Raw genomic sequence first — 26726 nt, 5'->3', positions numbered from 1 at the left:
GCGCGCTGCTCACCGCGATCCCGACGCTGATCGTGTACTTCGCGCTCCAGCGCCAGTTCGTCAGCGGCCTGACCCTCGGCGCCAACAAGGGCTGACCGACTCCTCCCGAACCTGTCCTGGACCCATGGGAAAGACAACCACCGTGTCGCACACCTTCACCCCCCTGGCCTCCGTACGTGTGGATCCGCGCACCGCACGGGTCCATGAGGAGGGCTGGCAGTCCTGGAGCCCCAGCGGCAGCTACGCGCTCGACGCCGCTCCACACCGTCCGACCAACGACAACTGGGCGACGGTCTGCTACCGCCCCGGCCGATCCGTCCCCACCACGACCTTCCAGGGCGAGGGACTGCTCGCCCTCGACGCAGGCGACGGTTCCCCGGTCCGGCTCTGGGCAGCCGCGGACCCGCTGCTCGCCGTCCCGTCGATCCGACTGCGGCTGATGGACGGCCGTGCCGAGGTCAGCGCGGACGGACCCGTCGAAGAGTTCTCGTACGCCGGCTCCGGTGGCATCCAAGGCGCCCTCTCCGACTGGGCCGAGGGCCTGAACCTGCCCACGCCCCGTCCCGCACCGACCGTGTGGTGCTCCTGGTACGAGTACTTCACCGCCGTCACCGAGAACGACATCCACGAGAACCTCGACGCGATGGACACGCTCGACCTGCCCGTCGACGTCGTCCAGATCGACGACGGCTATCAGAGCGCCCTCGGCGACTGGCTCACGCTCTCCGACCGCTTTCGCTCCCGCCGGAACATCGCCGAAGCCATCCGGTCACACGGCCGGCGACCGGGAATCTGGACAGCACCGTTCCTCGTCGCCCCGCACAGCGAACTGGCGGACCGGCACCCCGACTGGCTGGTCCGCGACGTCGGCGGCGCACCCCTGCACGCCGGCCGCAACTGGAACCACGACCTGTACGCCCTCGACACGACGCACCCTGACGCGGCCGCCTATCTGATGGACGTGTTCACCACCCTCCGCGGTGAGGGATACGACTACTTCAAGATCGACTTCCTGTACGCCGGAGCCCTGGACGGTGTGCGGTACACCGACGGCGACGCCCTGTCCGCGTACCGGGCCGGTGTCGGGCTCATCCGTGAAGCCATCGGCGGCGACGCGTACCTGCTCGGCTGCGGCGCGCCGATGCTCCCCTCCCTGGGCCTCTTCGATGCCATGAGAGTCAGTCCCGACACCGCTCCGCACCGGCGGCCCGAGGCGGACGACTACAGCCAGCCCGGGCAGGACCCCGCCGAGTTCACCGGTGCCGCCCGCCAATGGCAGCACGGTCGACTCTGGGTCAACGACCCCGACTGCCTCATGGCCCGGCCCCGGATCGAGACACGGGAACGCTGGGCCGCCCATGTGGAGGCCACCGGGGGGCTGATGGCCTCCAGCGACCGTCTGCTGTCCCTCGACCCGTGGGGAGTGGACACCACCCGCCGCCTGCTGTCCTCGGGAGGGGCCGCATGACCGCCGAACGCACTCTCTCCGTTCCCGGCATCGCCTACGGGGGCGACTACAACCCCGAGCAGTGGCCCGAGGAGGTGTGGGCCGAGGACATGCGCCTGATGCGCGAAGCCGGTGTGACCATGGTCAGCGTCGGCATCTTCTCCTGGGCGCTGTTGGAGCCCTCCGAGGGAACCTTCGACTTCTCGCGCATGGACCGACTGCTGGATCTCCTGGAGGAGAACGGCATCGCCGCGGACCTGGCCACTCCGACGGCCGCACCCCCGGCGTGGTTCTTCCGGTCGCACCCCGAAGCCCTGCCCGTGGACCAGGACGGCCGGCTCCTCACCTACGGCAGCCGGCAGACGTTCTGCCCCAGCAGCCCGGCCTACCGGGAGGCCGCCCTGCGCATCGCGGGCAGACTCGGTGAGCGATACGCCGGGCACCCGGCCGTGGTGATGTGGCACGTCCACAACGAATACGGCTGCCACAACGCGGCCTGCTACTGCGACACCAGCGCCGCGTCCTTCCGGCGCTGGCTGCGTGAGCGGTACGAGGACCTGACTGCCCTCAACCACGCCTGGGGCACGACCTTCTGGAGCCAGTGGTACTACGACTGGGACGAGATCCTGCCGCCGCGCGCCACCGGCGCCGTACCCAACCCGACGCAGCAACTGGACTGGCGCCGCTTCTGCTCCGACGAACTCCTCTCGCTGTACACGGCCGAGCGGGACGTGCTGCGCTCGGCGGCTCCGTCCACACCGGTCACCACGAACTTCATGGTCATGGACAACTTCGACGCACTGGACTACTGGCGGTGGGCCCCGGAGCTGGACATCGTGTCCAACGACCACTACCTGATGTCGGCCGACCCGGCTTCGGAGATCGACGTCGCGCTCAGCGGCGACCTGACGCGGTCGCTCGCGGGCGGGCCCTGGCTGCTCATGGAGCACTCCACGGGCGCTGTGAACTGGCAGCCCGTCAACCGCGCCAAGCGCCCCGGTGAACTGCGGCGCAACGCCCTGGCCCACGTGGCACACGGCGCGGACGGAATCGCCTACTTCCAGTGGCGGGCGGCCAGGGCGGGCGCCGAACAGTGGCACTCGGCGATGCTCCCGCACGCGGGCACCGACAGCCGCATCTGGCACGACGTGGTCCGGCTCGGCGGCGATCTGAAGGCGCTGGCCGAGGTGCGCGGCAGCATCGGCACGGCCGAGGTCGCCGTCGTCTGGGACTGGGACGCCCGCTGGGCCCTGGAACTGCCCTCCCAACCGAGCGCCGAGCTGCGGTACTTGGACCTCGTGCGTGCCTGGTACGAGCCGCTCTGGCGATCCAGCGTCGCCGTGGACTTCGTCCGCCCCGACGCGGACCTGTCCGGCTACCGGCTCGTTCTTGTGCCGAGTCTGTACGCCGTCGACGACGCCGGAGCCGCGAACCTCACCGGGTACGCCGAGCGCGGTGGGACACTCGCGGTCGGCTTTCACAGTGGTGCGGTCGACGAGAACTGCCATATCAGGCTGGGCGGTTACCCTGGAGCGTTCCGCGAGGTGCTCGGCGTCCGCAGCGACGAACTCTTCCCTCTCCTCCCCGGGGAGACGGCGCCCCTGAGCGGACAGGTGCCTCCGGGGGCCACGGGTGCGCTGTGGTCGGAGCGGCTGGAGCTGAAGGGCGCCGAGGCCGTCGCCCGTTACGAGGACGGTCCGCTGAGTGGCTGCGCGGCGGTGACTCGGCACGCGCTTGGAGCGGGCAGCGCCTGGTACGTGGCCACACACCCCGACGCCGACACGCTCGCCGCGCTGCTCGACCGGATGTGCGCCGAAGCAGGTGTGGCGGCGCCGCTCGTCGGGCCACCCGGCGTCGAAGTGGTGCGACGGCGTGGAGTGGATGCCGACTACGTCTTCCTGATCGACCACACGGGCGAGGGGGCCGAGCTGCCTGTTCCACCGGGGACGACGGAACTTCTGACAGGCAAGGAGGTCCTGGCCACGGTCCGCGTGGCCCCTGGTGACGTGGCTGTCGTTCGAACTCCGCACGCACAGGCGGGTGTTGCCCTCTGAGGTTCTGGCATATGCCGTTTTTCGCACGATGGCAGGAGCTGACTCAAGGCCCACCGCTTTGAGGCGATTACCCTCTACAGTCCTCCTGTGACTGGTGTCGTAATCGATTACGCAAGGTCTGGGGATGTCGCGAGCGCCGTGGATCCCGTGTCCGTCGGCGGACGGGGTCGTCCCCGGGGGACCCGTCGTGGCGGAACCGGACCCCGCAGGCGCGTACAGCCCGGAACATCTCGATGTTCCGGGCTGACGTGTGCCGGGGATCGTCGCGCCGCTTATGCCGAAGCGGGGCCGTCCGCGCACACTTGCGCAGCGTCCACGGGTACAGGCCGTGGCCGGATCCCGAGCGTCGGGGCTGCTGATCGAATGGAGCTGGAACCGTGATGTCGCCCGGTGGAGATCCGTACGGCACCTATCATCGCCCGCCGGCCGCGCCGAGGGAGTCTCCGTCTGGGGCCGCAACGGGCCGCCCCGGGAAGCCGTCCGCGCTCGTGCGGCCTTACGCGCTGACCGGTGGCCGCACCCGGCCGAGCCACCATTTGGCCATCGAGGCGTTGGTCAGTACCGCGGTCGACCTGTCGCAGGCCCGGAGTCACTCGCCGGAGGCGTACCGGATCTGCGTCCTGTGTGGAGAGGTCAAGTCGGTCGCTGAGATCTCGGCACTCCTCTCGGTGCCGCTCGGTGTCGCCCGGATCCTCGTCGCGGACCTCGCTGAGAGGGGTCTCGTCGTCGTGCAGCAGCCTCAGGGAGACGAGGCCGGTGAGGGAAGGCCGCACGTGACGCTGCTGGAGAAGGTGCTCAGCGGACTTCGTCGGCTCGAGTAGTCCTCCGGCGGGTACGCACACGCCAAGCATCGAGCCCGTGTCGCCGTGGGGGGCGGGGGCAGGGTGCTCGGTCGTTCCGTCAAAAGTCCGCCCGAACGGCGGGCCCAAGCACTGTGCAGCGGGCCCTCCCGGGGGTGGAAGGCGGCCCTCCGGGCCTGTCGGGGTGCCGTGCCGGTGGACGCCCAAAGCAGGTGCGTACCAATCGGTCGGTCAAAATTCAGCCACCCTGTCGCAACCGTGTACCGGTGCGAAGTTGAACGCCTAAGGTGTTGGCCCATGGCCCACGTAATCGATTACCTCCAGCCTGGTCCGCTGACCGGAGTGGATGCCGCTCACGCATGGGTTCTGCAGGAACTGCCGGCCGACCCCATGGAGATATGGGCCGTCGCTCAGGCTCTGGTCGTGCGGCCGGTGGACGCTCACATTCTCGGTCTGCCCGCGCACAGGATCGAGGAGCGGACCATCCGACCCGTGCGAGGGCTCATCGCCGTTCTGGCCCAGCTCTACCCCGAGCGTCTGTACCGCCCTCGGCCACCCGCCACGCGCATCGTGGGAACCAGCCGTCATGTGGCCGTTCTCGCCTGCACGTTGCTGCGGACGCGGGGCTTCCCCGCCCGCGTGAGGGCCGGGTTCGTCACCCATGCGGGCCACCTGACGGGTGAGGATCTGTGGGTCACGGAGTTCTGGGCCGGCGCGGAGCGGCGCTGGATACGAACACACCCGGACCCGCCGGGCGATGAATCCGCGGCGATGAACCCGGCGTCCGTGGGCTTCCTGTCCGGCGGCGAGGCCTGGCAGCAGTACCGAGGCGGACTGCTCCCGCAGAAGCCACCCGACGGTGCCGTGTCCAACCGGAGATGGGAGCCGGTGGGGATCAGCAGCACCACGGTCCGTGACCTGGCCGCGCTCTGCCAGGTCGAGATGTTGCCCGATGACGTGTGGGGCCGCATGGCGCAGGTTCACGAAGGTCGGATGCCGGCGGCCTACGACAACCTGATCGATGTGACCGCCGCCGTCTGCGCGCGAGGTGACACCGCCGACCTGGCTCGCCTCTTCTCCACCGGGGACCTTGCCGTGCCTCGGCACCTGCTCAGTTGATCGCCGCGGACGTCTCGACGAAGCCCATGAGCCTCCGACGGAGAGGCCGGAAGCGTCGGCCCCCCGCACGGTGAAGGGGCACACCCAGGCAACCGTCCGTGTCTGGAAACAGTGCCTCCTCCATTCCGTTGAAGCGCACCACCGATGACCCGCAGATCAGATGCATCGTCCCGCCGCGCTCCCAGCGGCATCCCGCCGAAAGGGGCAATTGCCTTGCCTGCAAAAGCCGTTCGCGACCCGCGACGCGTTCCCCGCGTCGTCACGGTGTTCGTTCTCCTGGCCTCGTTGATCACTGCGTCCCTCACCACGGCCGACGCCGCGACCCCGCGTGGTGGGGCCGCGGGCAGTACCGCTGCCGACTGCGCCACAACCGCCTCACCCGACTTCGGCATCGACCTGACCGGCGGCGACTGGCGGTTCCGGACCGGCGACGACCCGGCCTGGGCCGCCGCCGACTACACCGACACCGCCTGGGACAGCTGGACGGTCCCCGACGACTGGGGCCGGTCGGCCGAGCTGTCCACGTACGACGGCTACGCCTGGTACCGAAGGACCTTCACCCTCCCCGAACGTCCCGACGGCATCACCGACTCATCCGTCATCGCCGCGCTGGGGTTCATCGATGACGCCGACCAGACCTTCCTCAACGGAGAGAAGATCGGAGAGACCGGCTCCTTCCCGCCCGCCTTCGACTCCACCTGGGAAGTTCCGCGCGAGTACTATCCGCCGAACGGTCTGCTCCACTGGGGAGCCGTGAACGTCCTTGCCGTGCGCATGTACGACGGCACCGGCGGCGGTGGCTTCTACAAGGGTCCGATCGGCCTCTATTCCAAGGCACATCTGCGCGACCTGTCCGGACCCACGGGTACCGCTGCGAGTGCCCGTCAACTCGCGCACGCCTGCTCCGTTCTCGAGCGGCAGCACAAGGCCGTGGCCGCGGGCGACCTCCGGCGCTATGCCGGCACGCTGGACCGTGACTTCTTCCACCAGGGCGACACCGCCGCCCGCAGGGTGGCCGACGTCCGCAGGATGATGGCGGGTAGGTCGGCCGTGGTGCTGCGTGACGATCAGGCCGAGGTCCTGGTCGACGCACAGGGCCGTCTCGTCGTCGACACCATTCGAAGCTGGGCTACGACCGACGGCACCGTCCTCTCGCCGCCCCACCGCGAGTTCCTCTACATCGATCCGCACAGGCGGGCCGAACTCGGTGACCACGCACGCTTCTTCCGCGACAGCTACCAGTCCGCGGCGATGCACCGGCGTGTCGAGTTCAACGTCTATCTCCCGCCCGGTTACACGCGGACCACAGCCCGGCGCTTTCCGACGGTGTACATGCTGCACGGCTACAACGGCAGCAACATCGAATGGGAAGCCCGAGGCATGGACACCGTCATGGACGGCCTCATCGCCGAGAAGAACATCGCCCAGTCCGTCGTCGTCTTCCCGGACGGCGCCAGCGGCTGGTGGGTGGACACCTCCGCCGGCAACTACAACAGCATGGTCGTCAAGGAGCTCGTTCCGCTGGTGGACCACGCGTACCGGACGATTCCCGACCGCGAGCACCGAGGCATCAGCGGCGTGTCCATGGGCGGGCAGGGCGCGTTCACCATCGGACTGAAGCATCCCGAGCTGTTCAGCTCCATTGCCAGCCACATGGGCGCGCTCAGCCTGCCGCCCCTGGCCGGCACGGCGGAGGAACAGGCCGCCAACGCACCGCTTGAGCCACTCACCTTGGTCGACTCCCTGAGCGTCCGCCAACTGCGCCGTCACACCTACTACTTCGACGGCGGTTCGTCCGACGATTTCGGGTTCGGTCAGGCAGCCCTCCAGATGGGCACCGAGCTGACGGCGAAGGGCGTCGCGTACGACTACCAGGGCGGCCCCGGCCGCCACGAGGACGCCTACTGGGTACCGAAGCTCGACCGGTCCTTCGCTCTGCACAGCAGGCAGTTCCGGGCGCACCCCGTACCCCGGCCGCACGAGCCGCGGAGGCCTACCCCCGCGTACGCCTGGCCGTAGCCCGCTCGCGCCCCACGAAGCTCCGTGCGACGCAGAGGTGCATCGGTCCAGAACCCCGGGCCGTTCCGTACCGATGCACCTCTCCGGCACCGAGTCCCCGGGCCAACGCGAGGCGGGCGCCGACCGGTTCACCAGGAACTCAGCCGAGCCCGCGCCTCCCGGCTCGCGCTGCCCCCTGTTTTCGCTCCCTGGCCAGTTCCCTCACATACGCGCGCGCGTCCACCTGGATGGTGTGCCGGGGAGACGCGACGTAGCGGCGGCCGAGGCGAGCGCGGTAGGCGGCGATCTCGCCGAGCATCTCCTCCCGCGTGGGCAGCGCGCATCTGTCCAGCAGCAGGTCGGCGACCCAGTGCGCCTGCGCCTCCGCCAGCGGCATGATCGCGCCGAGCGGTTGGATGAGGCCGATGAAGTAGAGACCGTCCTGGTGAGGCGCGACGACGCGGTGGTACAGGCTCAGGTCGTTGTCACCGGGGTCGATCAGTTCGTCCTTGAGGAACGGGAAGGAGATGTCGTATCCCGTGGCGTAGACGATCGCGTCGATGTCCTCCACGCTGCCGTCCTCGAAAACCACGCTGTGTGATTCCAGGCGTCGCGGGGCGGGCCGCACGACGATGTCTCCGTGTCCGAGCCGCGTGAGGAGGTCGTCGGAGATGGTCGGGTGGGCGGCGAGGACACGGTGACGCGGTGCGGGAAGGCCGTAGTCCGTCAGACGGCCTCGGCTCAGACGCAGCAGGAGCTGTAGCCCGAGGCCCTGCACCGCCTCGGGCGCCCTGGCCAGCCATGAGTTGGTGAGCCGGTCGGTAGGCGTTCCGAACAGGTACTTCGGGATGATGTGCGCACCGCGGCGCATGGCGAGGACGGTCCGCTGCGCGACACGGGATGTCTCCACCGCGATGTCGCACGCGGAGTTGCCGATGCCGAGGACCAGGACGCGCTGATCGGCGAAGGGTTCCGGTGTCCGGTAGTCGTGCGCATGGGTCTGAACGCCGGTGAAATCATCTGCTCCCGGCAGCGACGGTCGAGGCCAACGGGCCTTCCAGTGATGCCCGTTGGCGACGAGGACAGCGTCGTAGGTACCCACCGTCTCCCGCCCGGTGTCACGGTGGCGCCGTCGAACCGTCCACTGGCCGGCCGCGTTCGGTGCGGCATCGACGACCTCTGTGCGGAAGGAGATGGACTCGCGCAGCCCGAAGTGATCCACGAACGCGTCGAAATAGCGGGCGATGTGGGCGTGACCGGGGTAGTCGGGAGTGTCCTGCGGCATCGGGTAGGAGGCGTACTCCATCACCTGGCGCGAGGTGTTGATGTGAAGCGAACGATAGGCGGACGAGAGGCCGTTGTCGTTCAGGTACCGCCAGTTCCCGCCCACCTGGGATCCGAGCTCGAAGCAGTCGTACGGGATGCCGCGTGCGGCGAGCACTTGGCACGCGGCGATTCCCGAGGAGCCCGCCCCGATCACACACACCCTGCGCATGTCCCTGCACCTCCCTGTGTGCGTCCGGCCGTATGACCGGGTGGTCACAGGCTGGGGCTCGCGATGTGAAGTGTCAATGGGCGATACACGGTCCGCGGCCGACCGGAGATCCCCAACAACCCTTTCTGCCCTACGCGTTGACACTTCGTCACGGGCGCCCCACGATGACCGGGCGGTCACATGACCGCCCGGTCATCAGGAGTGTCCATGCCCACAGCCACCTGGACCCGGCTGTCACCGGCCCGACGGGAGAGCGTGCTGGTCGCCGCCATGGACGAGTTCGGCACCCACGGCTACTCCACGGGCAGCCTCAACGTCATAGCCCGAGAGGCCGGCGTGGCCAAGGGCTCACTGTTCCAGTACTTCTCCGGCAAGCTCGACCTGTTCACCTACGTCGCCCATCAGACGTCACTGCGCATCTACGCGCACATGCAGCCCTGGCTCGACGGATACGACCGCACCCGGATCTTCGGCGTCCACCTCGTCGACGCGCTGGAGGCCTGGCTGGACTACTTCGCGACGCACCCGCTGGAACGAGGCGTCACCGTCGCCACCAACATGGAGATGAACCAGGCCGTGCGCGACGCGGTCCTCGTCCCGGTCAACGAGATATACGAGTCCGGCCTGCGGCCTCTGCTGGAACGCGCCGTCGACGCCGGAGACCTGCGCAAGGACGCCGACCTGGACGCCCTCCTCTCCATCCTGCTCGTCATGCTGCCGCACCTGGCGACGGTCACCCACGCCCCAGGACCCGACGGGCCGCTCCCGCTCACCGGCCGGCACCCCCGGACCCGCCGCGAGAACCTCGAACGACTTGTCACCCCCCTGCTGGCCGGCTTCGTCGCGAGGGCCGACCAGTGACCGCCTTCGACTACGACGTCCTGGTCATCGGCTCGGGTTTCGGCGGAAGCGTCACCGCCCTTCGCCTCACCGAGAAGAACTACCGCGTGGGGGTGCTCGAAGCCGGACGGCGCTTCGCCGACACCGACTTCCCCCGGACCTCCTGGCGCATCCGGGACTACCTCTTCGCGCCACGCCTCGGCTGTACCGGGATCCTGCGCATGTCCCTGCTCGGCGACGTGATCGTGCTGAGCGGAGCAGGCGTGGGCGGCGGCTCTCTCGGCTACGCCAACACCCTCTACGAGCCTCCCGCCGCCTTCTACGAGGGATCGGCGTGGGCCGCGATCACCGACTGGCGCCGTGAACTCGCCCCCTATCTCGCCCAGGCCCGCAGGATGCTCGGTGTCACGACCAATCCCGTGTTCACCGAGGCCGACCGCCTGCTCAAGGACACCGCCAAGGAGATGGGCTGCGAGGGCACCTTTCGGCCCACCCCGGTCGGCGTCCACTTCGGCCCACCCGGCACGGGTCCCGGCGACGCCGTCGCCGACCCGTACTTCGGCGGCGTCGGACCGCCACGCAACGCCTGCCTCAACTGCGGTGCCTGCATGACCGGCTGCCGTCACAACGCCAAGAACACCCTCCCCAAGAACTACCTCGGACTCGCCGAGCGGGCCGGCGCCACCGTGCTGGCATGCCGCACCGTCACGCGCCTCGCCCGACACGGCCAGGGCTGGGCCGTCACCCATGCCCGCACGGGCGTCGTCGCGGGCCGCCACCGGCGCACGCTGACCGCGCGGCACGTCGTCCTCGCGGCCGGCGCCCTGGGCACACAACAACTGCTCCACAGAATGCGGGTCGCCGGACACCTTCCGGACGTCTCACCCCGCCTGGGGCTGCTGACCCGCACCAACTCGGAGGCGATCCTCGGCGTGCGCTCCAGGAGCCACGACGCGGACTACACGCACGGCGTCGCCATCACCTCCTCCGTGCACCTCGACGCCACGACCCACGTCGAACCGGTCCGGTACGGGCCCGGCAGCAACCTGCTCGCTCTGCTCGGCGCGCTGCTGATCGACCCGGTACCCGGAAGGTCCCGCCTCCTGGTCGGACTTGCCGCCATGGCGCGCGCCGCCCGCCACCTGCCGGCCCTGCACCGTCCACGGCGCTGGTCCCAGCAGTCGGTGGTGCTGCTTGTCATGCAGACCGTCGACAACTCCGTGACGACATACCTCCGCCGCACCGTGACGGGTCGGCGCCGCCTGAGCAGTCGCCCCGGCGAGGGCCCTCCCAGCCCGACCTGGATACCCGCCGGGCACCGGGCCGCCCGCATCGCGGCAGACCTCGTCGGAGGCCAACCCTGCGGAACATGGGGAGACCTCCTGGACGTACCGACCACCGGCCACCTCCTCGGCGGCTGCACCGTCGGCGAAGACGAACAGACCGGCGTCGTCGACCCGTACCACCGACTGCACGGCTACCCGGGCCTCCACGTCATCGACGGCTCCACCGTCTCCGCGAACCTGGGAGTCAACCCTTCTCTGACGATCACGGCACTTGCCGAACGCGCGACCGCCCTGTGGCCCAACAAGGGCGATCCCGACCCCCGGCCCGAGCCCGGCCGGCCCTATCGCCCGCTCGAACCCGTCCCGCCGCTACGACCCGTGGTCCCCGCCGGCGCACCCGGGACCCTGCACCTTCCGCCCCCCACCGGAAAGGACGCGCGATGACGCCGTACCCCGAAGAACCCTGGCACCTGGCCGGACAGATGTACCTGTCGCTGTGGCTCGAGCCGCGCAGCGAACTGCCCGCGGTCGCGTCCGGCACCCAGCCCGTCATCGCCTTCGGCCGAGGTGTCGTCGGCGCGGCCTGGGTCGTCTACGAGCAGGACAGCGTCCTGCACTACAACGAACTCCTCCGCGCGGTGCTGGTGCGCCACGGGAGACGGCCCTGCGCGTGCATCACCGACATCTGGGTCGACAACGAGGCCTCGTTGTCCGGGGGCCGTGCCCTGTGGGGCATCCCCAAGGAGATGGCCCGCTTCGACGTCGAACGAGCGGACGTCGTCGAAGCGACCGCGAGCACCGGGGACCGCGCGTTGGCGGCGAGCCGTTTCAGCCAGAGCCGGCGGCTGCCCGGCCAATGGCCGTTGACGTACAAAGTGGCCCAGAGGTTGGACGGCAGGCTCACGACGAGCAGGGCCAGCAGCAAGGGGGCGCTCAGCTTCGCGCGGGCCACCTGGACGGCACCGACCCACAGCCCACTGCATGCGCTCGGACGCCGCCCCCCGCTGCTGAGCTTGGCCCTGCGGGACTTCAGCCTGCGCTTCGGCGGTTGACGGGCCCGCACATCCGGGCGACCGGCCCCATGGACTCCCGGCCGCCCCGGCGACCCATCCGGCGGCGACGCTGAACCCGTCAGCCCAGGACGGTCCGTCGCCGGCAGGCGTCCGGCAGCCCGCACCACCCTCGCCCGACGACGGAACGCCCAGCGGCGGAGACCGCCGTCACCTGGCGATGTCCCTGCCGCACATCTTCCTCCGACAACGGGCGGAACCCTGCCCTCGTCGGCCATCACTGGCCCCCATGAAGGAAAAGGTGATCTTGTGTTGCGTCAACTTCTACGAGTGGTGACGTCCCTGCTGCTGACCGCGGCAGTCGTCTTCACCGTGACACCGACGGTCGGAGCACTCCCGACGACGAACGCCCCCGCGGCAACAGACCCGTCGACCACGGGACCCAACCCGGTGGCCTACTCCGATGTGACCGTCTCGGCCGCCGGCCGCTCGTTCGGCGCACGCGTCTGGTACCCGGGCAGCACCGCCGGGTCCAACACGCCCGTCGCGCCAGGTTCCCACCCCGGCCTCGCCTTCGGCCACGGCTTCTTCCAGGGCATCACCCAGTACGACAGCCTGCTCAAGCACTACGCCTCCTGGGGCTTCATCGTCGTCACACCCAAATCGCAGGCCGGCCTCTTCCCCAGTCACTCCGCCTTCGCCGACGACCTCAACGCCGCCCTCACCTGGCTGACCACCCAGAACACCACCGGCGGATCCCGTTTCGCGGGGGCCGTCGACACCGGTCGCCTCGGCCTCTCCGGTCATTCCATGGGCGGCGGAGCGGCGCTGCTCGCCGCCTCCCGCAACCCGGCCGTCAAGAGCGTCTCCACGCTCGCCGCGGCGGAGACCAGTCCCTCGGCCGTCACCGCGTCCGCAGCGCTGACAGTGCCCGCTCAGTACGTCGGCGGCAGCGCCGACACGATCGCCGGAGTCGCCGACAACCAGCAGAAGATGTTCGACGCCAAGCCGGCCCCCACCCAGCTGCGCGTCATCACGGGCGGATTCCACTGCGGCTTCGAGGACAGCTCCGGGTTCGGCTGCGACAGCGGCACCCTCACCCGCGCAGCACAACAGAAGCTGACCCAGGGCGTCACCACCTCCTTCCTCCTCTACACACTCGGCGCCGACACCTCCCTGTACGACCAGGTGTGGGGATCGGCGGCCCAGAACCTCACGGGTGTCGTGTACTCGGCCAAGCGCTGACCCGAGACCACCAGCACCGTTCGGCCTTGCCCAGGAGACGAGGTCGAACATGCTCGTGCCCGCGAGCGTCATCTGCGATCGCTTCCCCCTGGAGGGGGATGTGCACGTCACCCGGGTACCCCGCCTACGGTGAGGGGAAGGCGAGAAGCATGAAGTCAGTCAAAGCGCGGGTGAGCACTCGGAGGCGCGCCGGGTGGCAGACGTATGCACTGACCGCAGCTGCCGTCACTGCGACCGCGGTGGCAGGAGCCAGGGCGGTGGACGCCGACAGCGCCTGGTACCGGAACCTGGAGAAACCGGCGTGGCAGCCACCGTCATGGGCGTTCGGCGCAGTATGGACACCCCTGTACGCATCCATCGCATGGGCCGGAGGACACGCCCTGCAGCGTACGCACGGCAGGAGTCGTCGACGGCTGGCGACGAGCCTGGGAGCGAATCTCGCCGTCAACGTCGCCTGGAACTGGATGTTCTTCGGCCGACACAGCACCAAGGCCGGCCTGCTCGGGACCCTCATGCTGGACGTCAGCAACGCCGAACTCGTTCATCGCACCGCGAGGACGGATCCGGACGCCGCTCGCGCCCTCCTGCCCTACGCCACCTGGTGCGCTTTCGCGACCGCCTTGAACGGCTCCATCGCCTGGCGCAATCGGTCGGACGTCGGGTGACGACGAAGCTCGCAACCGGCGTGGTGGTCGTCCACGGCAACAGATGAACCGTGCCACCGCGCCCCGGACACGCCGTCAGCATGTCCGGGGCGCGGGGGAGACCTGACCGGCCGGTGCGACGTTGGACGGGACCACCACCTCGGTGAGCGCGGCCGGCTTCACCGCGCACCAACAGCTGCCATGCATAACGGAGTTGGGATGTCCGGCTGAACGGGTGGCCGAGTTTTCGCGTACGTATCCCCGAACGCCGGCACAGGAATCAGCGCACCGGGCCGCCCCCTCCACCGGGAGGCAGGCCGACTGTGTACCCCCCGACCCGAGTGAGGCATACCCATGTCCAGGGCACTTCCGAAGTACAACAAGGGCCGTATCGCGATGATCGGCGGCGCCGCGGCGGTAGTGGTGTCAGGCGCGGTCGTCGCCGGTTCGGCCCTGGCCGGAGAGACCCCCACCAAGGGTGCGTCCGCATCCACCTACGCATCCCCTGGGTCGATCAGTTGCCCGGCTGTGGAGGGGAGTTTGCCGGCGATTCCCGCTTCCGCGCAGGCTGAGGTGTCGCGCAATCTTCAGCTGCTCGTCACGCAGGTGGGGGAGGCCAACAAGCGTCTTGCCGACACCGTCGGGCAGGGTGGTGCGAACTTCGTGCAGAACGCCATTCTCGGCCCGCTGGAGGACAAGCGGATCGCCACGCTGAACCGGATCGAGACGGCCATCGGCCGCGCGGCAGCGAAGCCCGAGGGCCTGGAGAAACTCGCACCCTGCGCCCTCAACGAATAAGGGCATGCGTGTTCCTCCTGCGCCTGTTGCAGCTAGCCACGGCAGCGCACTCTCCGGCACCTTCCGGCTGCCGGGGGCCGAAGTGCCGCTCAACCGTCTGGTTCTGATGGCGGCAGCCCTGTGCTGGTGCTGACCGCGCTCAGGCTGCTCCTCGGCAGCACCCGGCACGGACAGGTCGTGCGCGCGGGGGCGGAGGACCCGGTGAACGACGAAGTCCCGGCCCGGTCTCCCGACCGGGGCTTCGTCGTGTGGGCGTCTGGTGCATGATGTCTCCTCAGCTTCGACGTTCCAGGGGGGAACATGCGCATCCGCATCACCACCATCGCCGTCATGGCCGCGCTCGCCGTCACGCTCGTGGGGTGCAGCAGCGGTGACGACGGCGGCGGCGTAAGCACGAAGCCCACCAAGGCCGGCACACCGAAGGCGACCAAGGCTGCGAACGAGGACAACAGCGACGCGGAGAAGGCGGCAGCCATCCCGCCGGAGCCCACCGGAGTCGAGCGACTCGCGCTTCTCACCGCGCTCAAGGTCGTCAACCCCGTCCTCGTCGTCGACGAGGACAAGGCCGTCGACAACGCACGCAACCAGTGCTCCACCATCAACGGCGGCGGCAACGCCGACCAGAGCGCCAAGGCCCGTTTCTCCACCTCGGACCACGAGGTCAGCGACGCCGAGGCCAAGGCCATCAACGAGGCACTCACGGCGATGTTCTGCACGTCCTGACGCCAGAACACACAGGCTCGGCCGCACCGTGCGGCGAGTGGGTACCTGTCCGGACGTCAGGTTGAGTACGTGTACTCACGTTGGAATCAGGTCTCGCCAGGAGCATGAGAGTCACTTGCCGGGCGGTTGGTGACGTTGAGGCTTCTGAGTTCGGGTGTGGAAGGTGCGGCGGTAGGTGTCCGGGGGGACGCCGAGGGTGCGGTTGAAGTGTCGGCGCAGGGTCGTCGAGGTGCCCATGCCGGTGGCGGTGGCAATGGCGTCGATGCTGTCGTCGGTCTTCTCCAGCAACTCCTGGGCGTGGCGGATCCGCTGGGCCAGCAGCCATTGCAGGGGGGTGGTGCCGGTTGCCGTGCGGAAGTGACGGCCGAGCTGGCGTGAGCTGAGCCGGGCCTGGCGGGCCAGGTCCTCCACGGACAGCGGTTGGTCGAGCCGTTCGATGATCCAGGGGAACAGGGCGGTGAGAGGGTGGCCCTCCCGGTCGGGCACCGGGGCGGTGACGAACTGGGCCTGGCCGCCTGCCCGATGCGGAGGGACGACCAGGCGGCGGGCGACGGTGTTGGCCGTCGACGATCCGTAGTCGCTGCGGACGAGGTGCAGGCACAGGTCCATGGCGGCGGCCTTGCCGGCCGAGGTGAGCACAGTGCCGTTGTCCACGTAGAGCACGTCCGGGTCGACGTCGACCCCGGGGTAGCGGGCGGCCAGGGCTTCGGTGTGTGCCCAATGCGTGGTCGCTCGTTTTCCGTTCAGCAGGCCCGCTGCGGCCAGGACGAACGCACCGGTGCACAGGGAGGCGACGCGCGCGCCCCGCTGGTGGGCCAGGCGTACCGCGTCGACCAGTTCGGCTGGCGGGGCCACGTCGACGTCCGCCAAACCCGGAACGATCACGGTGTCCGCGTCCTGGAGCCGGTCGAGACCATGATCGGGCTGGAGGCGGAACCGGCCGAACGACACGATGTCCGGCCCGCACAGGGACAGGTCGTACCAGGGGACGGTGACCGCGTCCGGAGCGGATCCGAATACCTCGTGAGCTATGGAGAGTTCGAAGTGCAGCATCCCGTCGGTGACGGCCAGCGCGACAGATCTCATGTCCGAAACTGTACGGGCCATGTCGTTGCGGACTCTCACCGTTGCGTGATCAACCACGGAAGACTGCTCACAGTCGAGCGGATCGAACACGGGAGACGTCATGGCAGCGGGGCAGACAGTGGCGGTGTACGGCGCGTACGGGCACACCGGCAGGTTCGTGGTGGCACACCTGCGTGAGCGCGGGTTCGTCCCGGTCCTGGCCGGGCGGGACGCCGGCAAACTGAAGAGGCTGGCGGAGGAGTACCCCGGACTGGACGTGCGTCCGGCATCGGTCGGCGATCCTGCTTCGCTCGACGTCGCGGTGGCCGGCGCGGCAGCTGTGATCAACTGTGCGGGCCCGTTCGCCACCACGGCGGGCCCCGTGATCGAGGCGGCCCTGCGCGCGGGGATTCCCTACGTCGATGTGGCGGCGGAGATCGAGGCCAACGCGGACACCTTCGCCCATTTCGCGGACCGTGCCCGCGACGCCGGCACGGTGATCGTCCCGGCGATGGCCTTCTACGGCGGCCTCGGTGACCTGCTGGCCACCGCTGCGATGGGCGACTGGCAGAGCGCCGACGAGGCACACATCGCCTACGGGCTGAACAGCTGGGAGCCCACGGAGGGAACCCGCGTCGCGGGCAAGGTCTCCGCGGACCGGCGCGGCGGCCGCCGCGTTCGCTTCACCGACGGAGCGCTGGAGTATCACAACGACGACCTGCCGACCCTGAAGTGGTCCTTCCCCGAGCCGATGGGAGCGCGGGCCGTCATCGGCGAGTTCACGATGGCCGATGTCGTCACCATCCCCAGCCATCTGGCCATCCCCGAGGTGCGCACGTACATGACGACCGAGGCGGCAGGAGGAGTCACAGGGGCGGACACCCCGACACCTCGCGCGGTCGACGAGCAGGGGCGGTCCGCGCAGACCTTCCTCGTCGACGTCCGCGTGCGCTCCGGCGGCAGCGAACGGCGTGCCGTGGCCGCCGGCCAGGACATCTACGCCGTCACCGCACCGCTCGCGGTCGAAGCAGTCGACCGCATCCTCACGGGACGTACCAGGACAACCGGCGTCGGCTCCGCCGGTAGCGTCTTCGACGCAGCCGACTTCCTGCGCGCGCTGTCGCCGCACATCGTCCTGCAGGTCTCGGAGAACAGCCGGGATTCAGCACCTGACCAGGACTGATCGCCTCTGGTCCCAGGGCGACGGATCAGTCCGTGCTCGGCACGTGGATGGTCAGCAAACAAGGCCGTGCTGCTGTCGGTTGGCGTGATCACGCACAGGCGTGCGACGTTGGGGAGTCGTCCCCTCAGGTCGATTCACGCACCACCAGTTCGTTCGGCATGATCACCGGGCTTGGGGGGCCGCCGCCGATGAGACTGAGGAGCAGGTGGACGGCGGCGGTTGCCTGGTCGGCCATCGGGCTGCGTACCGAGGTGAGGGCGGGGGTCGTGTAGGAGGCGGCTTCTATGTCGTCGAAGCCGACAACGGCCACGTCTTCGGGGACACGACGCCCCGCTTGGTGGAGGGTGCGCAGGGCCCCGATCGCCATCAGGTCGTTGGCCGCGAAGACCGCGTCGAGGTCGGGGTCGTCGTCCAGCAGCTGACGCATGGCTTCGGCGCCGGAGACCCTGGTGAAATCGCCCAGGGCCACGATGGAGCGGCGGTCGGTGGAGCGGAGCGTCCGGCGGTAGCCGTCGAGACGCTCCCGCGCCTCGTGCAGTTCGAGCGGTCCGGTGATGGTGGCGATGCGGCGTCGGCCGCGCTCCAGAAGGTGGGTGACCGCCAGTGCCGCGCCCCCGGCGTTGTCCAGGGCCACGTACGGGACGTCCTGTGCGGAGGTGCGGTTGAAGGAGACGACGGGCAGGCCCTGCCGGGCCAGTGCTGCCGGCAATGGATCCGTACCGTGCAGGGCGACGAGGAGCACGCCGTCCACGTGTCCACCGGCGACGTACTGCTCGACTCTTGTTCGACTCTGGTCCGATTCCGCGAGCATGAGCACGAGCCGCTTGCCGGCGGTCTCCAGCTCTCGGCTGACCGCGCGAACGACCGCCGAGAAGAGGGGATCGTCGGAGACGACTCCCTGCGGCGGGTCGGAGACGACCAGGGCGAGGGTGTCGGTGCGACGCGTGACCAGGTTGCGTGCCGCCCCGTTGGGCACGTAACCGAGTTCGCGTACGGCGCGCATGACGACGTCTCGGATCTGCGGAGCGACGGTCGTCTCGCCGTTGATGACGCGGGAGACACTCGACTTGGACACCCCCGCCCGGGCGGCGACCACTTCGAGAGTGGGGCGCTTCATGCCTGGCCGTCCCTCGACCGGCCGCCCAAGTACGCGCCTGGGGACGGATTCTTCATCGAGGCGACCTCCGGCTCTGCGTCGTGGCGATGCCAGCAGCGTATCCGCAGGCCGGGCGGCATAAGCCTGCTCAAGGGCCCGATTCTCTTTGCGGAACAAAGGGCGTGTTTGCCTTGAGAGGACATCGCCCAGGAATCGTTCCCTCGGCGGACCGGGCGATCATGATGCCTCATTTTCCAGTGTGGACAAGGCTCTTGACAGTGTGTGGCACCCCCTCCATTCTCCCCTCAGGGAGCGCTCCCTCGCCTCAAACCCCACTTGAGGAGTCGCAGATGCAAACGTTCTTGCGTAGATTGGCCCTCTTTTGGGCAATTGCCGCTTCACTCATCGCTTTCGTCGTACTGCCTGCCCCGCCCGCCCAGGCGGCGGAGGTCCTGCTCTCGCAAGGCAAGCCCGCCACCGCTTCGAGCACTGAGGGAGCCTTCGACGCTCGCAACGCCGTCGACGGCGATCCCGGGACCAGGTGGTCCAGCGCGTTCGCCGATCCCCAGTGGATCCAGATCGACCTCGGGACCAGCACACAGATCAGCCGCGTCGCTCTCAACTGGGAGGCCGCATACGGCAAGGCGTTCAGGATCGAGGTGTCGAGCAACGCACAGGAGTGGACGGTCGTCCACGAGACGGTCGCGGGCACAGGCGGTACCCAGAGCCTGGCCGTGACCGGCACGGGGCGCTACGTACGGCTGTACGGCACGCAGCGCGCCACCCAGTACGGCTACTCGCTCTGGGAGTTCCAGGTGTACGGCACCGGTGGTTCCGGTGGCCCCGGCGACGCCGGCACCCTCCTCTCCTACGGCAGGACCGGCGCGGCCTCCTCCTCCCAGAGCGACGGGAACTGCTGGGAGTGCACGCCGGCCCGCGCCTTCGACCGCGATCCGGCCTCTCGTTGGGCGACGAGCACCACCACGGGATGGACCGATCCGGGCTGGATCTCCGTCGACCTGGGCGCGACCGCGCAGATCGACAAGGTCGTCCTGCAATGGGATCCGGCCTACGCCAAGTCCTTCCAGATCCAGGTCTCATCGAACGGGCAGGACTGGACGCCCATCTATTCGACGACGTCCGGCCCGGGATTCAAGCAGACGCTGGCCGTCTCCGGTACCGGCCGCTACGTGCGCATGTACGGCACCGAACGCGCCACCCCGTACGGCTACTCGTTGTGGGAGTTCCAGGTGTACGGCACCGGTGGCGATCCGAAGCCGGCGCCGCCCCTGCCGAGCGACCCCGCGAATCCTCCGCGGTTGGTATGGAGCGACGAGTTCGACGGCGCCGCGGGCAACAAGCCGGACGCCTCGAAGTGGCGAGCCGATCCGGGTACCGGGCAGAACGGCGAACTGGAGTACTACACCGACCAACGCAACGCGGCGATGGACGGGTCCGGACACCTGGTGATGGAAGCACGCAAGGAGGTCACCGCGGGATCGTCGTGCCCCGCCGACCCTCTGAGCGGCAGCACCACGTGCCAGTACACCTCCGCGCGAATGAACACCGGTGGCTCGTTCCAGTTCACCTACGGACGTGTCGAAGCGCGTATCAAGGTGCCCAAGGGCAACGGACTGTGGCCCGCGTTCTGGATGATGGGCGCCGACTTCCTGACCGGCCGGCCGTGGCCGTACAACGGCGAGGTCGACATCATGGAAGTCCTCGGCAAGGACGTGAAGACCGCCTACTCGACGGTCCACGCACCCGCCTACAACGGCGGAGGCGGAATCGGCTCGCCCTACAAGCTGCCCGCGGACGCCGACTTCTCCGCCGACTTCCACACCTGGGCCGCCGACTGGAACAGCAAGGGCATCACCTTCAGCCTCGACGGCCGGACCGTATTCGTCCTGGACAAGGAACAGGTGGAGCAGACCCGAGGACCGTGGATCTTCGACCACCCGCACTACATGATCCTGAACCTGGCGGTCGGTGGCGACTGGCCTGGCCCGACCGACTCCAGCACCCCCTTCCCGTCCAGGATGCTCGTCGACTACGTGCGGGTCTTCCAGTAGGCACCAGTCGACGTCCGCGAACCTCCAAGCCGCTCTGTCGGCCGCCGCGGACGGCGACCGAGACCGACCGGATCACCCAGTAGCCGGCCCCCTCGTCCGACTACCTCTCCGGTTCTTCACCCCCCGACGCTCGTGAAGGAAGTGAGATGCGCAGACATCCCGCACATCTGTACACGCTGTTGGTGGAAGCATTAGTGGTCGCACTGGCCGCAGCCTTGAGCCTGACGGTCTCGGTCCAGCAGGCGCGGGCCGCCACGGTCACCGTCCAGGCCGAGTCCTACGCCGCCCAGTCAGGGGTCACGTTGGAAGGGACCGCGGACACGGGAGGAGGGCAGAACGCGGCCTTCCTCGCCGACGGCGACTGGATGCGCTTCGACAACGTCGACCTCGGCACCGCCGGCCCTCTGACCGTATCGGCACGGATCGCCTCCGCAGTCGGCACGGGCACGATCGAACTGCGCACCGCGAGCGCGACCGGACCACTCCTCGCCGTCCTCCAGGTCGCCCCGACCGGCGGCTGGCAGACCTGGGCGACCCGTACGACCGAGGTCACCACCCACCCCGCCGGAGCACAGACCGTGTTCGCCGTGCTCCACAGCACGGCACCCGGAGACTTCGTCAACATCAACTGGTTCTCCTTCGTCGGCGAAGGAAGCAGCCAGCCCGCAGGATGGGTCCCCATCGACCAGGCCAAGTGGAACGCCCAGGTGGCGCAGTTCCGTGCGATGACGCCCGCGCCCGTGCCTGCCAACGTGGTCCGGGTCCCGGAGTTCAACGCCACCTGCGACTACAGCCACTCCAAGCAGGACGACCCGATCGTCCTGCCGAACCTGGCCGGCGCATCCCACATGCACAGCTTCTTCGGCAACGAAAGCACCGACGCCTTCTCCACCACCCAGTCCCTGCGCAACAACACCGCCACCACCTGCGCACCGGCCGAGGACCTCTCCGCGTACTGGATCCCCACCCTGTACGACGGCAACAAGGCCATCGAGCCCGAAAACATGATCGTCTACTACGGCTCCCGCCTGCCCGACCCCTCGGCAACCCTGCCCTTCCCCGAGGGATTCCGCATGATCGCGGGCGACGCCAAAGCCCAGACACCCACGCCGGCGGGATCTCCCGGCCAGTACTGGTGCGCCGGTGCGGGCGGAGAGATCGGACGCAGCACCGACGGCAACTGGCCGGTCTGCGCCCCCACCGCCCACCTCACCCACCAACTCGTCTTCCCCGACTGCTGGGACGGCAAGAACCTCGACAGCCCCGACCACAAGTCCCACGTCGCGAACACCTACGACGGCAAGTGCAGTGGCGCCTACCCCGTCGCCATCCCCAACCTCTCCTTCGTGGTCAGCTACCCGACCAGCGGCAGCGCGGCAGGGCTCCGACTGGCCTCGGGCATGGCCTCATCCATCCACGGTGACTTCTTCAACGCGTGGGACAACGCCGCCCTGGGACACCGCGTGAAGGACTGCATCACCCAGAAGGCCAAGTGCAACTCCGCCGGCACCTTCTGACCCTGCGTCTGGCGAGCGCCACGGTCATGGCGCTGCTGGTTGTCGGCTGCACCCCGCAGCCGACAACCAGCACGTCGTCCCGGACCGGTGCACCGCCGACGACAGCCTTCAGCCCCACCGACGTCGCATGGATCCAGCTGATGATCCCCATGGCCGAACGTGCGCAGCGTTTGACCGATCTGGCTCCCTCCCGCACGGCCAGCCCCGCGGTGGCAGCGCTCGCGGCGAAGGCCGGGGCCCGACTTCACCAAGACCAAAAGCATCTGCGCGAACTGCTGAAGCTCTCAGGCGTTCCCGATACCCGCCCCCACGAAGGGCACAACATGCCCGGCATGGTCAGCCTCACCACCATCGAAGAGGCAGGCACCGTGACCGGCAAGGCCTTCGACCAACTCCTCACCGACGCCCTCCGCGCCCACCTCGCACAATCCACAGTGCTCTGCGCCGGCGAGCAAGCCCAAGGCCACTCGGGGAAGGCGAAGGAACTGGCCGCCACCATCGCAAAGAACACGACCGCGCAGATCTCCCGGCTGGACGATGTACGCCCAGCGCAACCGGCAGTGCCAGACGGCACCGCGGTGGCGAAGTCCTAGGAGAGAGAGGACGTGAAAGGGGTCGACACTCCTGCGGGCGCGTCGACCCCGTACGGGACACGCCGACCCGGAAAGCCGGGCCAAAGGGGCCCGCAGGGGCGGTGTTTGCGTCGGACGGACGGACGGACGGACGGGCGGCGGCGGGCTTTGGTGCACTCGGGGCCCGTCGAAGTCGGGTGTTGGTGTCCGCGTTCTGCTGTTCGGTCTGCCGGAGCGGGAGTTCGCTCGTAGTTTGGGATGGTGGCGATCGTGACGTACGGAACTGTGAAGCCGCCGACCCGGGTGGCTGTCATCGGAGTGGGCATCATCGGGGCCAGTGTGGGTTGGAACCTGTCCCGGCGCGGCGCGCAGGTGGTGTTCATCGACGCGGGCCGGCCGGGCGAGGGCGTCACGAACTGGTCGTTCTCGTGGGTGAACGCCAGCAACAAGACGGTGCGCAGGTCGTACTTCGACCTGAACGTCGCGGGCATGGCAGCCCATCGTGAGCTTGCCGGGACCATCGGGCCGGACTCGTGGTGGCATCCCGGTGGCCACCTGCGCTGGGCAGACGATCCCGCAGCGGAGGAAAAGGTCCTGGAAACAGCCCGACTGTTGGCCGGCTGGGACTACCGGGTCGAGGTGTGCACGGGGGCTGAGGTGCGCCGCCGTCTCGAACCGGCTCTCACGATGCCTGACGAGCTTCCAGTCCTGTTCTACCCCGACGAGGCCTGGGTTCACGGACGTCATCTCGTCGACCGCCTGGTCGGCCAGGCCGTCGCGTCGGGCGCCGAGATCCGGTCCGGTAACGCGGTCCGCGGCGTCGGCACCGGCGCGGATGGCAGCGTCCGGACGGTTGAGTTGTCGGATGGGAGCCGTTTGGACGTCGACGCTGTCGTGAACGCGGCGGGCCCCAGCGCTTCCCACGTCGCCGGGCTCGTCGCACGGCACGTGCCGATGCGTCGGGAACCCGGTGTGGTCACCCGGATCGACTGTGCTCAGGTCCCCGTCCACCGAGCCATGCACGCGCCTCACATCGAGATCCGTCCTGACGGGGACACGTCGGTGGTTCTCCACAGCCGCGAGGTCGACGCACTCATCGACACGGGCGAAGATCCAGCCCAACTCGCGCGACTGCTCCACGAGTCGGCGTGCCACGTTGTCCCGGAACTCGGCAACTCCACCATCGCTGGGACACGAGTCGTTGACCGGCCCATCCCCGCTGACGGTTTCCCGTCGGTGGGCGCGGTGCCGGCGGTGCCGGGCTACTACGAGGCCGTCTCCCACAGTGGCATCACGCTCGGCCCGGTGATCGGCCGACTGCTGGCTTCGGAGATCCTCAGCGGGACGAGCGACGAACTCCTTGCGGACTTCCGCCCCGAGCGGTTCCCATGACGACGGGGGATGTTCAGCCTTCTCGGCGAGCGCGGAGGGTTTGTCCTCGAAGGTGTCGAGGACGACATCGGTCGCCATGAGCAGTTCGTTCTAACCTGCGGTGGACCTGGACCTGGACCTGGACCTGGACCTGGACCTGGACCTGGACCTGGACCTGGACCTGGACCTGGACCTGGACCTGAACCTGGCCCGCGGGGTTGCCGAGATGCTCCCAGGTGTTCCCTGGGGTCGCCTGCGAGAGGTGGCTCGCATCTGGCGCGTCCGCGTGCGGCGGGCACAGCGGACCGCTGTGCCGCCGTCGTGCGCAGCCGTTGATGTCAGGGGTGGACGTCAGGCAGGCCGAGGCGCGATGGTGACCGCGCGGTAGTCGTAACCGTCCTGCTTGAAGCCCGGTGCTTCCCATGTGAGGGCCACCTGTTGCCCGGGCGACAGCGTACGGAAGCCGGTCACCTGGATGTCGGAGTAGTGGCCGAAGCAGCCGCCGGGGGTCTCGGGGGAGTCGAGCACACCCCAACCTTCCTCGTCGTTCCACTCGCGGACCGTCGCAGTCACCATGGCGGCACCCTACGGGCTTCGTCTGAGCCGGCGCACTTCGTGCCCCTGCTCGGGAGGCGAGCGGTGCGGGAACAGGTGGCGAAGGGGAGGTCATACGCTGGAGCCGAGTGCTGAGCGCTGACCCGCTTTGGCGAACCACGCCTGCTTTAGGGCATGTTGGTCGAGGGCAGCGGAGATGAAGCTGGGGTGGATGCCGGGTTGATGAGCGTTGCTGTGTGGCCAGCACGGTCATGTTGCTACCAGGCCGCTCGCGGATCCCGGCGGCCGCTCGGAGTCTGCTCAGGCAGGTCACGGCCCTGGTCCGTGCGGAGCAGATAGCCCGGGTCCGGCGGAAACTCCTCGGTGGGTGGGGCCGGTTCATGGAATCGCTGCGTGCGGGGCAGGGCTACTTCTACGAGCCTGCCGTCGTGGATCATCCACAGGCCGAAGCATTCGTCGTCCTGGTCGTGGATCAAGACCTGCACGCTATCCGGGTAGGGCCACGGGAGGGACTCCAGGTGTCGCAGTAGCCCGGACCGCGGTCGCATCCGTTCGAACTCCGTGGCCCAGCCGACGCCAAAGCCGGGCCACTGGCCCTCTATGGGCACGAACCGGCCTCGCCAGGTCCGCCTCTCGTCATCCTGCGTGAGTGGCTTCATGACCTCGTGCGCTTCTATGGCCAGCACGATGACCTGTGCGAATCTGCTCATGCCGGAGTATGGCCGCATGCCCTGAGGTCGCTGCAACCGATTTCGTGGGTCGGATGGGACGGCACTCAAGCACTGCCGAGTTGAGAGGCCGGGGGCTGGAGCACTGAGGGCAAGGCGATCTGGGCTCCTGAAGGCCGGCTTCCCGACCGCCCTTTGCAGGGCTGCACCGCCGCTGCCGAGGGCGAACAGGTATGGCTCGTCTGGTACCCCGGCAGCAGCAGAGGCGGCACCTACCTGACACGGATCACTCCGTCCACCGGTGCCGTAGCCAGCTACCTGAGCCCCGTCCGGAATCCGGACGGATTCGCGGTCCGCGGCAGTCGGGCAGTACTCACCCGCCGCGACCACAACAAGCGGTCCGTGGAGTTCATACGTGCCGAGCTCGATGGCACCACCTGGAGGGTGACCAGCCGCTGTCGGCTTCGGGTGCCCGGTCGAGTCGTCATGCGGTGCGGCCAAGGGCGTGACGGCTCCCTCTGGCTCCACGCAGGCAACACCTGGCTGCGCATGGAAGCATGAGCACCGACGGCATCCCAGTGAGCCCAACTCCCATGACGGTGGGCCCGGTTCGAGGCCGCGGAACACCGGAGGCCACGAGGAGTCTTGGCCCAGGAGGGCTCACCGGTCACCGGGTGTGAAGGAGCCCTGAACGAGCCTGAGTCGAAGGGGCTCACGTCGCGTATATGGGATGGGATGTTGGAGAAGACCGCAGTGCGCGGCACCGATTGGGCCGAGGAGAGTCGGACCCGTGCTCGGGCCGGGGGATCCGAGACGGTGACGTGTAGAGCGCAGTCATCCTGGTCAGTTGTGGGGGAGAGGGACGCTATGGCGAGGGCGAAGACCGACTGGAGGCAGAACTCTGCCTGCGGCAGTTCGGATGCGGACGCGCTGTTTGCGGACAGCCCACGGCAGAAGCGGGCCAAGGTTATCTGCATGGGGTGTCCGGTGCGTACCGAGTGTCTGGCTGAGGCGCTGGATGAGCGCATTGAGTTCGGGGTGTGGGGTGGCATGACCGAGCGGGAGCGCAGAGTGCTCTTGACGCGACAGCCGAACGTCGCGTCCTGGGCTTTCGTACTCGAGGCGGCTCGGGACCGTGTGGACCGCGTGGCCCCCCGGGCCGGCTGAT

At 68.9% G+C, this 26726-nt stretch carries 23 protein-coding genes and 2 pseudogenes; 20 read left to right on the top strand and 5 right to left on the bottom strand.

Features of this window, described 5'->3' with window-relative positions; translation table 11 throughout:
* The 6 genes and pseudogenes from AB0C62_RS34425 to AB0C62_RS34400 form a co-directional block, all read left to right on the top strand.
* A pseudogene (locus AB0C62_RS34425) lies at positions 1-95 on the top strand (carbohydrate ABC transporter permease); the annotation flags it as partial.
* Between the two features lie 47 nt (positions 96-142).
* On the top strand, positions 143-1468 hold the full coding sequence (locus AB0C62_RS34420; RefSeq protein WP_362980006.1) for a glycoside hydrolase family 36 protein: 1326 nt from the start codon (positions 143-145) through the stop codon (positions 1466-1468).
* A complete protein-coding gene (locus AB0C62_RS34415) occupies positions 1465-3501 on the top strand; it encodes a beta-galactosidase (RefSeq protein WP_362980002.1) in 2037 nt (678 codons plus the stop codon). The genes AB0C62_RS34420 and AB0C62_RS34415 overlap by 4 nt, the downstream gene beginning before the upstream one ends.
* Before the next feature lie 380 nt (positions 3502-3881).
* A complete protein-coding gene (locus AB0C62_RS34410) occupies positions 3882-4322 on the top strand; it encodes a DUF742 domain-containing protein (protein ID WP_362980000.1) in 441 nt (146 codons plus the stop codon).
* 276 nt (positions 4323-4598) lie between these two features.
* Positions 4599-5420, top strand: a complete 822-nt coding sequence (locus tag AB0C62_RS34405; RefSeq protein WP_362979998.1) for a transglutaminase domain-containing protein — start codon at positions 4599-4601, stop codon at positions 5418-5420.
* 285 nt (positions 5421-5705) lie between these two features.
* Positions 5706-7439 (top strand): alpha/beta hydrolase-fold protein, encoded by a 1734-nt coding sequence (locus AB0C62_RS34400; RefSeq protein WP_362979996.1) that lies wholly within the window; start codon positions 5706-5708, stop codon positions 7437-7439.
* A 139-nt stretch (positions 7440-7578) separates the two neighbouring features.
* Here AB0C62_RS34400 and AB0C62_RS34395 read toward each other — a convergent pair whose 3' ends face one another.
* Entirely contained in the window at positions 7579-8913 is a 1335-nt protein-coding gene (locus AB0C62_RS34395; RefSeq protein ID WP_362979994.1) for an NAD(P)-binding domain-containing protein, read from the bottom strand.
* A gap of 207 nt (positions 8914-9120) precedes the next feature.
* Here AB0C62_RS34395 and AB0C62_RS34390 point away from each other — a divergent pair, with 207 nt between their 5' ends.
* The 7 genes and pseudogenes from AB0C62_RS34390 to AB0C62_RS34360 all read left to right on the top strand — a co-directional run bounded on the left by AB0C62_RS34390 (position 9121) and on the right by AB0C62_RS34360 (position 15459).
* Entirely contained in the window at positions 9121-9774 is a 654-nt protein-coding gene (locus tag AB0C62_RS34390; RefSeq protein WP_362979993.1) for a TetR/AcrR family transcriptional regulator, read from the top strand.
* Positions 9771-11483: a GMC family oxidoreductase gene (locus AB0C62_RS34385; RefSeq protein WP_362979991.1), complete on the top strand. Its 1713-nt coding sequence runs from the start codon at positions 9771-9773 to the stop codon at positions 11481-11483. Before AB0C62_RS34390 ends, AB0C62_RS34385 begins: the two co-directional genes overlap by 4 nt.
* Positions 11480-12091, top strand: coding sequence for an acetoacetate decarboxylase family protein (locus AB0C62_RS34380; RefSeq protein WP_362979989.1), 612 nt, complete (start codon positions 11480-11482; stop codon positions 12089-12091). Before AB0C62_RS34385 ends, AB0C62_RS34380 begins: the two co-directional genes overlap by 4 nt.
* A gap of 267 nt (positions 12092-12358) precedes the next feature.
* On the top strand, positions 12359-13294 hold the full coding sequence (locus AB0C62_RS34375) for an alpha/beta hydrolase (RefSeq protein ID WP_362979987.1): 936 nt from the start codon (positions 12359-12361) through the stop codon (positions 13292-13294).
* Positions 13295-13443: 149 nt separating this feature from the next.
* Entirely contained in the window at positions 13444-13959 is a 516-nt protein-coding gene (locus tag AB0C62_RS34370; RefSeq protein WP_362979985.1) for a TspO/MBR family protein, read from the top strand.
* Positions 13960-14292: 333 nt separating this feature from the next.
* A pseudogene (locus AB0C62_RS34365) lies at positions 14293-14730 on the top strand (hypothetical protein); the annotation flags it as partial.
* A gap of 306 nt (positions 14731-15036) precedes the next feature.
* On the top strand, positions 15037-15459 hold the full coding sequence (locus tag AB0C62_RS34360; RefSeq protein ID WP_362979983.1) for a hypothetical protein: 423 nt from the start codon (positions 15037-15039) through the stop codon (positions 15457-15459).
* Positions 15460-15570: 111 nt separating this feature from the next.
* On the opposite strand, the gene AB0C62_RS34355 is transcribed toward AB0C62_RS34360, so the two are convergent.
* The gene (locus tag AB0C62_RS34355) at positions 15571-16545 is read right to left on the bottom strand and encodes a helix-turn-helix domain-containing protein (protein ID WP_362979981.1); all 975 of its coding nucleotides are present in this window, start codon (positions 16543-16545) and stop codon (positions 15571-15573) included.
* 100 nt (positions 16546-16645) lie between these two features.
* Here AB0C62_RS34355 and AB0C62_RS34350 point away from each other — a divergent pair, with 100 nt between their 5' ends.
* Positions 16646-17707, top strand: coding sequence for a saccharopine dehydrogenase NADP-binding domain-containing protein (locus tag AB0C62_RS34350; protein WP_362979979.1), 1062 nt, complete (start codon positions 16646-16648; stop codon positions 17705-17707).
* A 124-nt stretch (positions 17708-17831) separates the two neighbouring features.
* Here the strand turns inward: AB0C62_RS34350 and AB0C62_RS34345 are convergent, their stop codons facing one another.
* Entirely contained in the window at positions 17832-18824 is a 993-nt protein-coding gene (locus AB0C62_RS34345) for a LacI family DNA-binding transcriptional regulator (protein ID WP_362979977.1), read from the bottom strand.
* Positions 18825-19153: 329 nt separating this feature from the next.
* Between AB0C62_RS34345 and AB0C62_RS34340 the strand changes: the two genes are divergently transcribed.
* The 5 genes from AB0C62_RS34340 (at position 19154) to AB0C62_RS34320 (ending at position 24723) form a co-directional block, all read left to right on the top strand.
* Complete coding sequence (locus tag AB0C62_RS34340) at positions 19154-20875, top strand: discoidin domain-containing protein (protein WP_362979975.1); 1722 nt, start codon at positions 19154-19156, stop codon at positions 20873-20875.
* A gap of 146 nt (positions 20876-21021) precedes the next feature.
* Entirely contained in the window at positions 21022-22392 is a 1371-nt protein-coding gene (locus tag AB0C62_RS34335; protein ID WP_362979973.1) for a DUF1996 domain-containing protein, read from the top strand.
* A 26-nt stretch (positions 22393-22418) separates the two neighbouring features.
* Positions 22419-22985, top strand: coding sequence for a DUF305 domain-containing protein (locus AB0C62_RS34330; protein ID WP_362979971.1), 567 nt, complete (start codon positions 22419-22421; stop codon positions 22983-22985).
* A gap of 249 nt (positions 22986-23234) precedes the next feature.
* The gene (locus AB0C62_RS34325) at positions 23235-24356 is read left to right on the top strand and encodes an FAD-dependent oxidoreductase (protein ID WP_362979969.1); all 1122 of its coding nucleotides are present in this window, start codon (positions 23235-23237) and stop codon (positions 24354-24356) included.
* 100 nt (positions 24357-24456) lie between these two features.
* Positions 24457-24723: a hypothetical protein gene (locus AB0C62_RS34320; RefSeq protein WP_362979967.1), complete on the top strand. Its 267-nt coding sequence runs from the start codon at positions 24457-24459 to the stop codon at positions 24721-24723.
* Here the strand turns inward: AB0C62_RS34320 and AB0C62_RS34315 are convergent.
* Positions 24687-24911: a cold shock domain-containing protein gene (locus tag AB0C62_RS34315; RefSeq protein ID WP_362979965.1), complete on the bottom strand. Its 225-nt coding sequence runs from the start codon at positions 24909-24911 to the stop codon at positions 24687-24689. The two genes, AB0C62_RS34320 and AB0C62_RS34315, sit on opposite strands and share 37 nt — an antisense overlap.
* Positions 24912-25147: 236 nt before the next feature.
* Positions 25148-25366 (bottom strand): hypothetical protein, encoded by a 219-nt coding sequence (locus AB0C62_RS34310; protein ID WP_362979963.1) that lies wholly within the window; start codon positions 25364-25366, stop codon positions 25148-25150.
* A 1059-nt stretch (positions 25367-26425) separates the two neighbouring features.
* Between AB0C62_RS34310 and AB0C62_RS34305 the strand changes: the two genes are divergently transcribed.
* Positions 26426-26725, top strand: a complete 300-nt coding sequence (locus AB0C62_RS34305; RefSeq protein ID WP_362980004.1) for a WhiB family transcriptional regulator — start codon at positions 26426-26428, stop codon at positions 26723-26725.
* The last annotated feature ends 1 nt before the right edge of the window (position 26726 follow it).

The sequence above is a fragment of the Streptomyces sp. NPDC048643 genome (assembly GCF_040650615.1).
In the GTDB taxonomy this organism is placed as follows: Bacteria; Actinomycetota; Actinomycetes; order Streptomycetales; family Streptomycetaceae; genus Streptomyces.
This window is presented reverse-complemented; position numbering and strand designations above follow the sequence as displayed.

Excerpts from the sequence above, each read along its gene's own strand:
- AB0C62_RS34415 (WP_362980002.1), top strand. The coding sequence starts at position 1,465 with ATGACCGCCGAACGCACTCTCTCCGTTCCCGGCATCGCCTACGGGGGC.
- AB0C62_RS34410 (WP_362980000.1), top strand. The coding sequence starts at position 3,882 with ATGTCGCCCGGTGGAGATCCGTACGGCACCTATCATCGCCCGCCGGCC.
- AB0C62_RS34405 (WP_362979998.1), top strand. The coding sequence starts at position 4,599 with ATGGCCCACGTAATCGATTACCTCCAGCCTGGTCCGCTGACCGGAGTG.
- AB0C62_RS34395 (WP_362979994.1), bottom strand. The coding sequence starts at position 8,913 with ATGCGCAGGGTGTGTGTGATCGGGGCGGGCTCCTCGGGAATCGCCGCG.
- AB0C62_RS34390 (WP_362979993.1), top strand. The coding sequence starts at position 9,121 with ATGCCCACAGCCACCTGGACCCGGCTGTCACCGGCCCGACGGGAGAGC.
- AB0C62_RS34380 (WP_362979989.1), top strand. The coding sequence starts at position 11,480 with ATGACGCCGTACCCCGAAGAACCCTGGCACCTGGCCGGACAGATGTAC.
- AB0C62_RS34370 (WP_362979985.1), top strand. The coding sequence starts at position 13,444 with ATGAAGTCAGTCAAAGCGCGGGTGAGCACTCGGAGGCGCGCCGGGTGG.
- AB0C62_RS34360 (WP_362979983.1), top strand. The coding sequence starts at position 15,037 with ATGCGCATCCGCATCACCACCATCGCCGTCATGGCCGCGCTCGCCGTC.
- AB0C62_RS34355 (WP_362979981.1), bottom strand. The coding sequence starts at position 16,545 with ATGAGATCTGTCGCGCTGGCCGTCACCGACGGGATGCTGCACTTCGAA.
- AB0C62_RS34350 (WP_362979979.1), top strand. The coding sequence starts at position 16,646 with ATGGCAGCGGGGCAGACAGTGGCGGTGTACGGCGCGTACGGGCACACC.
- AB0C62_RS34345 (WP_362979977.1), bottom strand. The coding sequence starts at position 18,824 with ATGAAGCGCCCCACTCTCGAAGTGGTCGCCGCCCGGGCGGGGGTGTCC.
- AB0C62_RS34340 (WP_362979975.1), top strand. The coding sequence starts at position 19,154 with ATGCAAACGTTCTTGCGTAGATTGGCCCTCTTTTGGGCAATTGCCGCT.
- AB0C62_RS34335 (WP_362979973.1), top strand. The coding sequence starts at position 21,022 with ATGCGCAGACATCCCGCACATCTGTACACGCTGTTGGTGGAAGCATTA.
- AB0C62_RS34330 (WP_362979971.1), top strand. The coding sequence starts at position 22,419 with ATGGCGCTGCTGGTTGTCGGCTGCACCCCGCAGCCGACAACCAGCACG.
- AB0C62_RS34315 (WP_362979965.1), bottom strand. The coding sequence starts at position 24,911 with ATGGTGACTGCGACGGTCCGCGAGTGGAACGACGAGGAAGGTTGGGGT.
- AB0C62_RS34305 (WP_362980004.1), top strand. The coding sequence starts at position 26,426 with ATGGCGAGGGCGAAGACCGACTGGAGGCAGAACTCTGCCTGCGGCAGT.